This is a genomic window from Rhizobium sp. NPDC092011, from assembly GCF_044756305.1.
In the GTDB taxonomy this organism is placed as follows: domain Bacteria; phylum Pseudomonadota; class Alphaproteobacteria; order Rhizobiales; family Rhizobiaceae; genus Rhizobium.
In genome coordinates this window covers 694,113-705,997 of record NZ_JBIVSO010000002.1, presented here as the reverse complement: position 1 = coordinate 705,997, position 11,885 = coordinate 694,113, and the positions used below count along the sequence as shown (strand labels likewise).

The window sequence follows — 11,885 nt, the reverse complement described above, 5'->3', positions numbered from 1 at the left end:
CTGCGTTGCCTCGCCGTCCCATCCCTCGATGCCGTTAACGAATCCGCCCATTTCGTGAGCATCGCCTGCCGATTATGACATCTTCACGGCAGACAATATGCATATGACGCATAGCTCCCATGAAGCCTCCCCCCTGCCACTCGGAGGAGCGAGTCGCTATATCCGCCGCATCAAACGCGGTTCACGAAGAACCAGCTCGAACTAAGGACTAAAGACAATGCCTATCACTCGCTCCGCATATGTTAGCCCGGCGCTGGCTGGCGAGCGTCGCACCGTACGCCACTCTGTCGGTTCGCTTCGTCAGCTCGAAGTCGAAACGGCACGGGCAATCGGCGCAAGCCGCGGCGATCGTCGCTAAGAGTTTATGCGCTACGCGTTCTAAATCGGTCGCGGTCCGGTTCTCCTCCTCCCTCCCGGATCATGATCAGAACGCTAGAGCCCGCTTGAGCACTCCTCCACACACGCTCGCGGGCAAGATCGGCGAAAGCCGATCTGAAGGCGGTGCTTCGGCACCGCCTTTTTTTATTCTCTCTCGTCAAAGTCGGATCAGGTTGGGAAACAACCGACCGGCACCGAGCAATTCCAGGAAAGATACGCAGCGGTTTTCCTGGAATTGTGTAGGAATAGGAGGATTGAGCGCTTCCGCGAGTCAGCGAAAAGCGGAGGTGATCAGGGCCGGTCCAGATGGATGGTGACCCAGCCATTGCGCCAGATCGTGCGCACATGACGCAGTTTTGCGCCGTTGTAGGCGGCAAGCACCTTCCAGCGCTGCTCGGCCAGGATACCCGAGAGAATGACCGAACCGCCCGGCGCCAGATGCGCAACCAGTTGCGGTGCCATCTTGATCAGCGGGCGCGCCAGAATGTTGGCGATGATCAGGTCGAAAGGCCCGTGGCGGGAAAAGGCAGTGGAATGAAAGCCGGGCGCAGTCTCCAGCGTGACACCGGAAGCAATTCCATTGCTGCGGACATTTTCCCGCGCCACACGAACGGCAACGGGATCGATATCGGTCGCGAGAACCGGGATATTGCGTAATTTGCGTACGGCAAGCGCCAGCACGCCGCTACCGGTACCGAGGTCCAGCGCGTTGCGCACGCGACGGCTGGCGAGAACCTTCTCGATCGTCTCGAGGCACCCTGCCGTCGTGCCATGATGGCCGGTGCCGAAAGCCTGTCCAGCCTCGATCTCGATGGCAATATCACTGGGACCGACCTTGTCGCGATCATGCGAGCCGTGAACGAGGAAACGCCCGGCGCGAACCGGCTTCAATCCCTCGAGCGACTTGGCGATCCAATCGATATCCGGGATTACTTCTTTTCCGACGGACAATCCGGGATAGCCCGGCTTCAGCAGCGCTTCGAAACGGCTGCGGACGTCTTCTTCGTCGGCGGCGTAGAGATAGATGGAGGCTTCCCAGATATCCTTCTTCTCGTCGATCTCGGTGGTCGCGATCGGAAGTTCCTCATCCTCGAACACTGTCGTCATCAGATCGAGGATATGTCCTGCCTCTTTCTCGGTCGTGGTCACATAAAGGCGAATTTCGCTCAACTCGTCGCTCTTTCTTGTTCTTACTCGGCCCAATCGATCCAAGGCGGCCTTGGCGTATCGTAGCCGGCCACACTGCGAAGCAGGGTTCGTCGCACCGGCCCGAGACGCAATAACAGCGGTGCAAACAGATTGCGCGCTGCGATTGCCAGCGGATTTGCCATGGTGATCAGTCTCGTCAGGCCATAAGTCTGCTTCAACACTTGCTTCACGGCGGGAATTCTCAGGCCCGAATACTCCTGTTCGCGGCCTTCTGCAATGAGCCAGGCAAGCCAGCAGGCATCTTCAATGCCCAGATTCATGCCGCGCGCCCCGGCGGGCGAATGGATATGCGCCGCATCGCCGGCAAGAAATACATTTCCTTTCGCCATGGGCTCGACATGACGAAAATGAATGCGAAACTGGGACGCCCATGTTCTTTCCGCAACGACAGCCGGATGAACGATGCGACTTTCGAAATCCTCCAGCGTCGAGATGTAGCGAATGACGTCGGCTGCAATCGGCAAGCGCCCGATCATGCCGGGATCGAAGATGGAGACTTCGGCGAAATGTGTGTCGATCTGGCCGGCGTAACGAAAGTCTACCAGATAGAAATAGGCTTCCAGCGCTTCGCCCGGGAAGCCCGCGCCCATGCCTTTGCGCACTGCGGAATGGGCGCCATCGGCACCGATTAGAATATCCGGGCGAACCGTTTCCGTCCGGCCATCCGGGTGCCGAAGCGCAACTTCCGGCCTCCGCACATCGGCGATCGCGCCCGCAACAATCCCGGTTTGCCATTCGGGTGTGATGCCATAGGCCGAAAGCGCCTCCATCAGCAGACGCTCCGTATGCCCCTGCGCGAGGCCGCGAATTGCACTGAAGCGGCCGCCCACCTGCTTCGTATCCAATTCGAAGAACATTCTTCCGTCGGAACGGACACGGAAGCGATCAATCGACTGAGCGGCTTCGACGATGCGTTCCGCAACGCCGGAAGGCGAAAGCAGCGTCAGCGTGCGCGCATTGACGCCAAGAGCCCGGCTCTCCTCAATGGGCGTCGGACCGGGGCCGTCATCGACGATGCGTGGCACAAAGCCGCGCCGGGCAAGCTCCAGCGCTGCGGTAAGACCGACAGGGCCGGCGCCCGCGATCAGGATCGATCTCGACTTTGCGTCTCCACTGCCCCCACCTGCCATGCGTGCCCTATCCCTTCTTGATCAGCTTCTCCAGCTTCTTCACCGCCACATCCGGATCCTCTTCATAGGCGATGGTTCCGGCAAAGCCACCGGAGGCGTCCAGAAGGAAGACAGAAGCAGTATGATCCATCGTATAATCGCCGCTCGGCTGCTTCTCATCCGCCGGCACCTTCTTAGCATAGACGCGGAAACCCTTGACCATGTCCATCACCTTGGCGGGATCACCCGAAATACCGGTGATACGCTTAGAAACGTTGGAAACATACTGGTTCATGATTTCAGGCGTGTCGCGCTCGGGGTCGACGGTGACGAAATAGGCGTTGAGCTTGGTGCCATCCGGGTCGACCTTTTCCAACCAGCCGTTCAGCTCGAACAAGGTCGTCGGACAGACATCAGGACAATGGGTATAGCCGAAGAACACGGCCGAGGGCTTGCCGCGAAACGCCTGCTCGCTGATCGGCTGTCCGCTCTGCGAAACCAGCGTGAAGGGCACGCCATACGGTCCGGTTGCGGCCACCTGAGGCGCCTTGCCGCCGCCGAAGCTCAGCCAGCCCAATATGCCGGCGACGATCAATACGGCTACCCAGACACCAATTCGCACGCTTCTCATGACTGCCATTCCTCATCCAACCCCGGCAACGGCACCCCGATACGGGCGCGGTCGATCTACCAGTCGGTGTAGCGGCTCGAAGTGGAGGACGCAATTCAAGAAGACGTGCCGAACACGCCGAAATTGCCGCAGCAAGCGGCTTGCTCTTTCCGTTGCATCTGGACGCAGTCACCTTCGCTTTCACAGGTCCGCACAGATAAATTCCGTTTCAATGTTAAAGCAATCCTAACCTGTCCGCGCGAACATCGAAGGCAGATGTCGCGCGCGATTTCGGCCTGGCCGGGATGCGCGGCAAACCGATTTACCTCAGAAGGGCATGACGCCCGCCGGAACAGCCAGGCGTTATCAGCCGACGCACCGGACGCTGCCGCTGCTCAAGCCGCTCCAGCCGATCTTTCTTTTCAATCGCCAGCGCCTTCTGCCAGCGGCGCCAACCGGGAAGCCCTCAATCATGACGAACGCCATCAAACAAGCCGGCGCTTATCTGGAAATCGTCTCCTTCCATCTCGGCGATCAGGAGTTCTGCATCGACATCATGGCCATCCGCGAGATTCGCGGCTGGGCACCGGTGACCCCTATGCCGCATACGCCACCTTACGTGCTCGGCCTGATCAACCTGCGTGGCGCGGTGATCCCGGTCATCGACATGGCCTGCCGTCTCGGCATGAAGATGACGGAGCCGTCCGAGCGCTCTGCCATCATCGTTACTGATATCGCCGGCAAGCTGGTCGGCCTCCTGGTCGAGCAGGTTTCCGACATGATGACTATCAAAAGCGAAGATCTGCAGCCGGCGCCGGAGATCATTCCGGAAGCACAGCGCGCCTTCTGCCGTGGTATCGTGGCCCTCGAAAAATCGATGGTCTGCTTCCTCAACCTCGACACGATCATTGCCGATCAGCTGGCGCAAGCTGCATAACTTCAATAGGTTAGCACAAACAAAAAAATCGCCCTGGAGCCTCGCTTCAGGGCGATCGTTTTTTTGTGTGACCAGCATTGGCAGGGGTGTAGCCAATGCGCCAGTCATGCAGGCCGTGAACAAGCGGAAGAGTCACCTCCCCTGTTCGCTTTCGAAATTGCATCAAAAAAGTGCAAACCGAAAGCAACCAGAAGGAATTCGGCAACCCAAGAGTAAGACTTTTTTTGGTGCTTACCGTTCCGTCGATCACCAATGAGGTATAGTTATACCACTATTTCGGCTTGCCATTCTTCCAGTTAACGTTCTGACCGAAGAGAGGGATTGTCGAAATCGCCATCTTGGCCGAACCATCGGCCAGCTGCCGCGAATGGATGAGATAGACCAGCGTGTCGTTCTTCTTGTCATAGATGCGGGTAACAACCAGCTTCTTCCAGATCAGCGACAGCCCGGCGCGAAATACCTCTTCTCCGCTCTGCGACAGGTTGATGCTGCCGATCTCGATCGGTCCGGTCTGACGGCAGGCGATGGAGTTGTTGGAAGGATCCTCAAACCAGTTCCCCTTGCGCAACCGATCGATAACGCTGCGGTCGAAATAGGTCACGTGGCAGGTGACGCCCGAAACTTCCGGATCCGGCACGGCGTCGACCAGGATATCGTTACCCGTCCAGTCTACGCCGACCTTTCCCACAACCTCAGCGGAAGCGGAAAAGGGAGCAAGGGCCAGGAGCGACGCAGCAATGGCGGCGCAGAATTTCAGTGAGGTCATCGATCATCCTCCAACATCAGCCGCGGGGAGCTTGAGCGGCCCCGCTAACGTAGGATGGCAAATGAGCGATGCAAGGGACCACAGCCGGTAAGCGGCTCCTCAAAAAGAGGCGGCAGCAATTGCCGCTGGGAGGTAACAGTCCGGGATCAGCGACCTAAAGCGCCAGACGCAAATCTGAGAGATCGCGACGCGCTTTAGGCAGCTGCACTTCCGAACATGCGAAGCCGGTTCTTACTTGTTCGCAATCGCGACCTCTCCTGTCTCCAGCAGGGACTTGAGATTGGACAATATCTTCGGCCAACCGCCGGAAACGGCTTCGATGAACTTGGAGTTCTCGACCTCGATCGTGTGGCTGACCGTCAGCTTCACAGCGTCGTCTGCCGGCTCCAATTCCATGACACAACGCGACCAGCCTTCGACCTTCAAATCCGGACGCCATTCGTTCCGCCATTTGAAAGCAAGGCGTTTGGGCGGATCGAATTCGGCAATTTCTCCGACATCGGCAACGCGACCATCGGGGAAAAGCATCTTCCAGGGCGAGCCGACCTTCCATTCGGTCTCATGGGTCATCTCGAACCAATATTGCTTGATGAATTCCGGCGTCGTCAGCGCCGACCAGAGTTTCTCCGGCGACGTGCGGATGAAGGTGACGTAGACGAACTTGCTTCCTGTCATGTCATTTCTCCTTGTCTCACTGTTCTTGTTTGGTGATTACGAACCGCCCTCGCCTTCGAGAGCCCTTTTCAAGGCTGAAAGCGCGCTTAGCTGGCGGCGCTCGAACTTATTGATCCAGCGCTCGGCAATTCCGTTGATCGGCACCGAATTGATGAAATGCAGCTTTTCCCGTCCCTGCTTCTCCGTCGACACGAGATTGGCTTCTTCCAGAATGGCGAGGTGTTTGGCCACCGCTTGTCGGGTCATGGCGAGATCTTCGCAAAGCGCATTCAGCGTTTGGCCGTTTTGCTCATAGAGCCGGTCCAGCAACTGCCGCCTGCTGGCGTCCGCCAGAGCCTTGAATACTGTATCGTCATTCATCGAAATACGGAACCATTTGGTTGCCTATATCCATCTTATAAGCAACCAAATGGTTGCCTGTCAAGGCATCATTTGAGAGCAGCCTTTGCGCTCGGCGATGGCAAAAATGACGAGAGACAATTGACAATGGTGGCATCGCATTGGATCATCGCGGCATGATCGCACTTCGCGCCACAATTATGCATCTTACCACCGTCTCTCCCCTTGCAGGGCAAGTGGAAGCTGTGTTGCGCTGAGCTAACTGCGATCCATCTCAACCCTGCCGAGGCGAGCAGGGTTGAAGCTCCCTAGCTCTCCTCCCAAAACCAAGGAGAGCCAATGTCTTTCGAACAGCAAGAGCCCGTTAAACGACGATCCGGCAAAATCGGTCTGGTCGTGATCCGCGCAACACAGGTGTCGGACGCCGAAGCAATCGCGGCAATCGCCAATCTTCCCGGCTTCCGCGCCGGCACCTTGCGCCTGCCCTTCCAAAGCATCGCGGAAACTCGGCAATGGCTGGAAAAGCCATCTCCCAACTCGACCGACATCGTTGCTGAAGTCGACGGACGGGTCGTCGGCAGTGCCGGTCTGACGCGGCTGTCCGGCCGACGTATTCACATCGGCCAGATCGGCATGGGCGTCCACGACGATTTCACAGGCTGTGGCATCGGCTCGGCGCTTCTGGGGGCGCTGATCGACACAGCCGACAACTGGTTGGCGATCAAGCGCCTAGAACTGACCGTCTATGCCGACAATGCTGCGGCGATCGGACTTTACGAGAAGTTCGGCTTCGAAACCGAAGGACGGTTGCGCGCCTTTGCATTCCGCAATGGCGAATATATCGACGCGCTCACCATGGCACGACTGAGGTTTTGATCGATCAAGGGCGGTGGGATAGGATCACGCCGCCCTACCACCTATCCGCCGATCAGATCCAGCCACTCGTCCTCGGTCAAAACCTGGACGTTGAATTCCCGGGCCTTGTCGAGCTTCGAGCCGGCCCCCGGGCCAGCCACGACGATATCGGTCTTCTTCGACACGGAGCCGGAAACCTTCGCGCCCAGGCTTTCCGCCTTGGCCTTGGCCTCGTCGCGCGTGAACTTTTCCAGCGAGCCGGTGAAAACCACCGTCTTGCCGGTCACGGGACTGCCCGAGGTCGCCGGCTGCTCGGCCTCCTGCGGCTGCACCTGCTCCAGGAGCTTGGCGATCACTTCCGTATTGCGCGGCTCCTTGTAGAACTCGACGATAGCCCGCGCCACGACTTCGCCGATGCCCTCGATATTGTTGAGGTCGTTCCATGCGTCGCCCGCAAGCGGAGCCGCTTCCTTCATGCCGGCTGCGAAAGCATCATAGGTGCCATAGGAGCGCGCCAGCAGCTTGGCCGTGGTCTCACCCACATGGCGGATGCCGAGCGCGAAAATGAAGCGATGCAAGGCGATCTCTCGCCGCTCGTTGATGGCGGCGTAGAGCTTGCCGACGCTGACCTTGCCGAAGCCGTCAATGTTCTCAAGCTTGGCAAGAGAGGCCTGCTGTCGCTTCTCCAAAGTGAAGATATCAGGCGCGGTCCTGATCTGCAGGGCCGGGTCGTCGCTCTCGAAGAAGAAGTCGATCTGTTTCGAACCGAGGCCTTCGATATCGTAGGCATTGCGCGAAACGAAGTGCTTGAGATGCTCGGTCGCCTGCGCACGGCAAATGAAGCCGCCGGTACAGCGCGTCACGGCATCGACCTTGCCGGTTTTCTCGTTGATGTCCCGAACCGCATGGCTGCCGCAGACAGGGCAAACCTTCGGGAATTCGTAAGCTACGCACGATGGCTCGCGCTTTTCCATCACGACATCGACGATCTGCGGAATGACATCGCCTGCCCGCTGCACGATCACCATATCGCCGACACGGATATCACGGCCATCGCGAATCGGTTCACCCTTGTTGCCGATGCCCTTGATGTAGTCGGCATTGTGCAGCGTCGCATTGGTAACGACCACGCCGCCGACCGTGATCGGCTCGAGCCGCGCCACTGGCGTCAACGCACCGGTGCGGCCCACCTGGATATCGATATCGACCAGCCGCGTGAAGGCCTGCTCGGCCGGGAACTTGTGCGCCGTCGCCCAGCGCGGCGAGCGCGAGCGGAAACCGAGGCGAGCCTGCAGCTCGAGGCTATCGACCTTGTAGACGACGCCGTCGATATCGTAATCGAGATCGGGCCGTTGCAGACCGATCTGCTCGTAGTGGCCGAGAATATCGGCAACGGAATTCAGCCGTTCCATCAGCGGATTGACCGGAAAACCCCAGGATTTGAAGACCTGCACCATGCCGTATTGCGTATCGGCGGGCATGTCCGACATCTCACCCCAGGCATAGGCAAAAAACTTCAACTTGCGGCTGGCCGTCACCTTCGCATCGAGCTGGCGCAAGGACCCTGCCGCCGTATTGCGCGGGTTGACGTAGGTCTGCTTCCCCTCCGCCTCCATTTGCGCGTTGAGTGCCAGGAAGTCGCTCTTGGCCATATAGACCTCGCCGCGCACCTCGACGATCGCAGGAGCGCCCGCCGGCAACGTCTGAGGGATCTCCTTGATGGTCCTGATATTGGCGGTGACATTCTCGCCCGTCGTGCCGTCGCCGCGTGTTGCCGCACTCACCATGCGGCCGTTCTCGTAACGGATCGACATGGAGAGGCCATCAATCTTCGGCTCGGCCGTGAAAGCGATGGAATTGTCCGGGAGACGGCCGAGGAAGCGATAGACGCTCGCGACGAAATCCTCGACATCCTCCTGAGAAAATGTGTTGTCGAGCGACAGCATCGGCCTTGCATGCACGACAGGGGTAAACGTCTCGGAGGGTGCCGCACCCACGCGCCGCGATGGGCTATCGGCTCGGGTGAGAGCAGGAAACCGTGCCTCGATCGCGTCATTGCGCCGTTTCAGCGCATCATAGTCCGCGTCCGAAATCTCCGGCGCGTCCTTGCCATGGTAAAGCGCATCATTGCGCGCGATCTCGGCGGCTAGGTAGGCAAGCGCCGCAGCCGCTTCCTCTTCGTTCAAATTCTCGACGGGCTTCTGCTCGGTGCTCATGAATCGACACTCCCCGATTTCGAAGATGTTTTAGAGCACTTCGAGAAAAAGTGCGAAGCGGTTTTCCGTCCGCATTGCGTAAATACAACGGGAAAATTCAGGCTGAAAACCTGCCCAGAGATCAGCCATTGCCCGATAGCAGGCGCTTGGCGGCGGCCCTCGCCTCTTCCGTCACCGAAGCACCAGCAAGCATGCGGGCGATTTCCTCGGTACGGTCTTTCGGCTCCATCGTCGCAACGCGCGTCGAGATCTTTTCGGAGCCATCCGCAACCGGGCCCTTGGAGATCAGCAGATGCGTTGCAGCGCGTGCCGCCACCTGCGGCGCGTGGGTCACGGAAAGGACCTGAACGCGATCGGAGAGACGCTTCAGCCGCTGGCCGATGGCATCCGCCACCGCGCCGCCGACGCCGGTGTCGATTTCGTCGAAGACCAGGGTCGGTGCCGATCCACGATCGGCAAGCGCCACTTTCAGCGCCAACAGAAAACGCGAGAGTTCGCCGCCTGAGGCAACCTTGGTGATCGGACCGGGACGCGTGCCCGGATTGGTCTGAACGTGGAACTCGACAACGTCGATACCATCAGCCGTTCCGGCTTCGGGATCGCTGGTGATCTCCACCATGAAACGCGCGCGCTCCAGCTTCAGCGCCGGCAACTCCGCCATGACGGCTCCACCGAGCGCCTCGCCTGCATGACGACGCTTCTCCGACAGGTTGCGCGCGGCAACATCATACTCTGCCTTCGCAGCCGCCAATTCGGCATCCAGACGCGCCAATTTTTCCTCACCGGCGTCAACATCGGCAAGATCTGAGATCATGCGTGCGGCCAGCGCCGGCAGCTCTGTCACCGGCACCGAATATTTGCGCGAGGCTCCGCGGAGCGCGAACAACCGCTCCTCGACGCGCTCCAATTCGCGCGGGTCATATTCCGTCTTGCGCAGCGCGGTCTCGACTTCCATCTGCGCATTGGAGAGCTGGTCGAGTGCCGCGTCGAGCAACGCCACGGTGTCCTCCAAGAGGCCTGGCGCCTCATGGCTCTTGCGCTCCAGACGGCGCACCAGCGAAGCGATATGCGGCACGGGTGAAGCGTTGCCGTTGAGGAACTCGGAAGCCTCGGCGATATCGCCGGCGATACGCTCGGCCTTCATCATCCGCGCGCGCTTTTCCGCAAGCTCGTCTTCCTCGCCGTCCTGCGGCGAGAGTTTCTGCAATTCTTCGACGGATGCACGAAGGTAGTCTGCCTCGCGTGCAGCCTTCTCGACCTGCTCCCTGTGCTTCTTGAGAGTGCGCTCGCTGTCGCGCCAGACCCTGTGTAGCCTGCCGACCCCTTGCGCCTCTTCGGCGAGACCGGCAAAGGCATCGAGCAACATGCGATGCGCATCCGTATCGACAAGCGCACGGTCGTCATGCTGTCCGTGAATTTCGACAAGCTGTTGGCCAATCTGGCGCATGAGCTGAACGCTGAGGGCCTGATCGTTGACGAAAGCCTTGGTGCGGCCGTCAGCCGATTGAACGCGACGGAAGATCAGATCGCCATCGTCATCTAGACCATTTTCGCGCAGAAGCTTGCGGGCTGGATGCTGCGTGCTGACATCGAAAACCGCCGTCACCTGACCGCGATCCTCACCATGGCGCACGAGACCGCCATCGCCGCGCCCGCCGAGGGCCAGCGACAAGCTGTCAAGCAGGATGGATTTGCCTGCGCCCGTCTCGCCGGTCAGCACCGAGAGCCCGGATTCGAAGGCAAGATCCAGCCGCTCGATCAGAACGATATCGCGGATCGAAAGCTGGATCAGCATCTGCGCTCAATCTCACGTCCCAAGAAGAAGTTTCTTGCCCGCCCTGGAAATCCACGAGCCGGAGTTTTCGCTCGGATCCACGCCGCCCTTCTTCAGCAGCTGATAGGAATCTTTATACCAGCGGCTATCCGGATAGTTGTGGCCGAGAACGGCGGCTGCCGTCTGCGCTTCCGGCACGATGCCCATTGCGTAGTAGGCCTCGACCAGACGCGCCAGCGCCTCTTCGATCTGGTTGGTGGTCGGATACTGCTCCACGACGATGCGGAAGCGGGAGATGGCAGCAAGATAGTCCTTGCGCTCAAGATAATAACGTCCGACCTGCATTTCCTTGCCAGCGAGCTGATCCTTGGCAAAGCGGATCTTTTCCTGGGCGTCGCTGACATATTGCGACTTCGGATAGTTGTTGACGACCTTGGTCATCGCCTCGATCGTCTGCTGTGCCGCGCGCTGATCCTGGGTGACGTCGACGATCTGTTTGGCGAAGGATGAACCGACCAGATACTGGACGTAATCGGCATCCTCGGAGCCCGGATACTGCTTCAGATAGCTGTTACCCGTCTGCACGGCATCGTCGTAGCGGCCGGTGCGGTATTTGACGAAGGTGCTCATGACCATCGCCTTGCGCGCCCATTCGGAGAACGGCTGCTGCTGGTTGATGGCGTCGAACTTCTTGCCGGCTTCGGTCATGTTGCCGGCCTTGATGTTGGCAAGGCCCTGGTTGTAGAGCAATTCCGGCGGATCCGTATCGACACCGAGCTTGGTGATGTCGATGTCCTTCTTCGTATTACAACCCGTCACCACAGCACTGGTGCCGGCCAGAAGGAGCGATACGAGCAAAACCCGTGCTGCGACATTCATGCTTTCAGACCTTGCAAAACTCATCGGATCACTGTCCCACTAGCCGTCGTTGCGAAGACGGCGTTCTCTCGCTGGCGTTTCTAGCCGCAAAAACACCATCAGGGCAACGCATTGATGATGCATTAACGCATTTTTGTG

12 protein-coding genes are annotated in these 11,885 nt (G+C 59.2%); 3 read left to right on the top strand and 9 right to left on the bottom strand.

The genetic code is table 11. The features are described 5' to 3' along the window. Positions 1-217: 217 nt before the first annotated feature. Positions 218-358, top strand: a complete 141-nt coding sequence (locus tag ACIQJ2_RS11825; RefSeq protein ID WP_199151123.1) for a hypothetical protein — start codon at positions 218-220, stop codon at positions 356-358. A gap of 311 nt (positions 359-669) precedes the next feature. Here ACIQJ2_RS11825 and ACIQJ2_RS11820 read toward each other — a convergent pair whose 3' ends face one another. The 3 genes from ACIQJ2_RS11820 to ACIQJ2_RS11810 are packed head-to-tail and all read right to left on the bottom strand — an operon-like array spanning position 670 to position 3,327. After that, the gene (locus ACIQJ2_RS11820) at positions 670-1,548 is read right to left on the bottom strand and encodes a 50S ribosomal protein L11 methyltransferase (RefSeq protein WP_400668748.1); all 879 of its coding nucleotides are present in this window, start codon (positions 1,546-1,548) and stop codon (positions 670-672) included. Positions 1,549-1,568: 20 nt separating this feature from the next. Continuing rightward, positions 1,569-2,717 (bottom strand): FAD-dependent oxidoreductase, encoded by a 1,149-nt coding sequence (locus ACIQJ2_RS11815; protein WP_400668745.1) that lies wholly within the window; start codon positions 2,715-2,717, stop codon positions 1,569-1,571. Between the two features lie 7 nt (positions 2,718-2,724). After that, on the bottom strand, positions 2,725-3,327 hold the full coding sequence (locus tag ACIQJ2_RS11810) for an SCO family protein (protein WP_400669592.1): 603 nt from the start codon (positions 3,325-3,327) through the stop codon (positions 2,725-2,727). A 451-nt stretch (positions 3,328-3,778) separates the two neighbouring features. Here ACIQJ2_RS11810 and ACIQJ2_RS11805 point away from each other — a divergent pair, with 451 nt between their 5' ends. Then, complete coding sequence (locus ACIQJ2_RS11805) at positions 3,779-4,243, top strand: chemotaxis protein CheW (protein WP_199085933.1); 465 nt, start codon at positions 3,779-3,781, stop codon at positions 4,241-4,243. A 271-nt stretch (positions 4,244-4,514) separates the two neighbouring features. On the opposite strand, the gene ACIQJ2_RS11800 is transcribed toward ACIQJ2_RS11805, so the two are convergent. The 3 genes from ACIQJ2_RS11800 to ACIQJ2_RS11790 all read right to left on the bottom strand — a co-directional run bounded on the left by ACIQJ2_RS11800 (position 4,515) and on the right by ACIQJ2_RS11790 (position 6,044). Continuing rightward, on the bottom strand, positions 4,515-5,009 hold the full coding sequence (locus tag ACIQJ2_RS11800; RefSeq protein ID WP_199151119.1) for a CreA family protein: 495 nt from the start codon (positions 5,007-5,009) through the stop codon (positions 4,515-4,517). 231 nt (positions 5,010-5,240) lie between these two features. Continuing rightward, on the bottom strand, positions 5,241-5,684 hold the full coding sequence (locus tag ACIQJ2_RS11795; RefSeq protein WP_400668743.1) for an SRPBCC family protein: 444 nt from the start codon (positions 5,682-5,684) through the stop codon (positions 5,241-5,243). Positions 5,685-5,720: 36 nt separating this feature from the next. Next, positions 5,721-6,044: an ArsR/SmtB family transcription factor gene (locus tag ACIQJ2_RS11790; protein WP_400668741.1), complete on the bottom strand. Its 324-nt coding sequence runs from the start codon at positions 6,042-6,044 to the stop codon at positions 5,721-5,723. A 318-nt stretch (positions 6,045-6,362) separates the two neighbouring features. Here ACIQJ2_RS11790 and ACIQJ2_RS11785 point away from each other — a divergent pair, with 318 nt between their 5' ends. Continuing rightward, on the top strand, positions 6,363-6,899 hold the full coding sequence (locus ACIQJ2_RS11785; RefSeq protein WP_400668739.1) for a GNAT family N-acetyltransferase: 537 nt from the start codon (positions 6,363-6,365) through the stop codon (positions 6,897-6,899). Between the two features lie 41 nt (positions 6,900-6,940). Here ACIQJ2_RS11785 and ligA read toward each other — a convergent pair whose 3' ends face one another. The 3 genes from ligA to ACIQJ2_RS11770 all read right to left on the bottom strand — a co-directional run bounded on the left by ligA (position 6,941) and on the right by ACIQJ2_RS11770 (position 11,771). Then, positions 6,941-9,094, bottom strand: a complete 2,154-nt coding sequence (gene ligA, locus ACIQJ2_RS11780) for an NAD-dependent DNA ligase LigA (RefSeq protein ID WP_400668736.1) — start codon at positions 9,092-9,094, stop codon at positions 6,941-6,943. A 121-nt stretch (positions 9,095-9,215) separates the two neighbouring features. Then, a complete protein-coding gene (gene recN, locus ACIQJ2_RS11775) occupies positions 9,216-10,889 on the bottom strand; it encodes a DNA repair protein RecN (protein WP_400668734.1) in 1,674 nt (557 codons plus the stop codon). A 12-nt stretch (positions 10,890-10,901) separates the two neighbouring features. Then, positions 10,902-11,771: an outer membrane protein assembly factor BamD gene (locus ACIQJ2_RS11770; RefSeq protein WP_199151210.1), complete on the bottom strand. Its 870-nt coding sequence runs from the start codon at positions 11,769-11,771 to the stop codon at positions 10,902-10,904. Between the last annotated feature and the right edge of the window lie 114 nt (positions 11,772-11,885).

What these genes read in the sequence shown, in the direction of transcription:
- ACIQJ2_RS11810 (WP_400669592.1), bottom strand. Translation starts at nt 3,327, where the DNA reads ATGAGAAGCGTGCGAATTGGTGTCTGGGTAGCCGTATTGATCGTCGCC.
- ACIQJ2_RS11795 (WP_400668743.1), bottom strand. Translation starts at nt 5,684, where the DNA reads ATGACAGGAAGCAAGTTCGTCTACGTCACCTTCATCCGCACGTCGCCG.
- ACIQJ2_RS11790 (WP_400668741.1), bottom strand. Translation starts at nt 6,044, where the DNA reads ATGAATGACGATACAGTATTCAAGGCTCTGGCGGACGCCAGCAGGCGG.
- ACIQJ2_RS11825 (WP_199151123.1), top strand. Translation starts at nt 218, where the DNA reads ATGCCTATCACTCGCTCCGCATATGTTAGCCCGGCGCTGGCTGGCGAG.
- ligA (WP_400668736.1), bottom strand. Translation starts at nt 9,094, where the DNA reads ATGAGCACCGAGCAGAAGCCCGTCGAGAATTTGAACGAAGAGGAAGCG.
- ACIQJ2_RS11785 (WP_400668739.1), top strand. Translation starts at nt 6,363, where the DNA reads ATGTCTTTCGAACAGCAAGAGCCCGTTAAACGACGATCCGGCAAAATC.
- recN (WP_400668734.1), bottom strand. Translation starts at nt 10,889, where the DNA reads ATGCTGATCCAGCTTTCGATCCGCGATATCGTTCTGATCGAGCGGCTG.
- ACIQJ2_RS11800 (WP_199151119.1), bottom strand. Translation starts at nt 5,009, where the DNA reads ATGACCTCACTGAAATTCTGCGCCGCCATTGCTGCGTCGCTCCTGGCC.
- ACIQJ2_RS11815 (WP_400668745.1), bottom strand. Translation starts at nt 2,717, where the DNA reads ATGGCAGGTGGGGGCAGTGGAGACGCAAAGTCGAGATCGATCCTGATC.
- ACIQJ2_RS11805 (WP_199085933.1), top strand. Translation starts at nt 3,779, where the DNA reads ATGACGAACGCCATCAAACAAGCCGGCGCTTATCTGGAAATCGTCTCC.
- ACIQJ2_RS11770 (WP_199151210.1), bottom strand. Translation starts at nt 11,771, where the DNA reads ATGAGTTTTGCAAGGTCTGAAAGCATGAATGTCGCAGCACGGGTTTTG.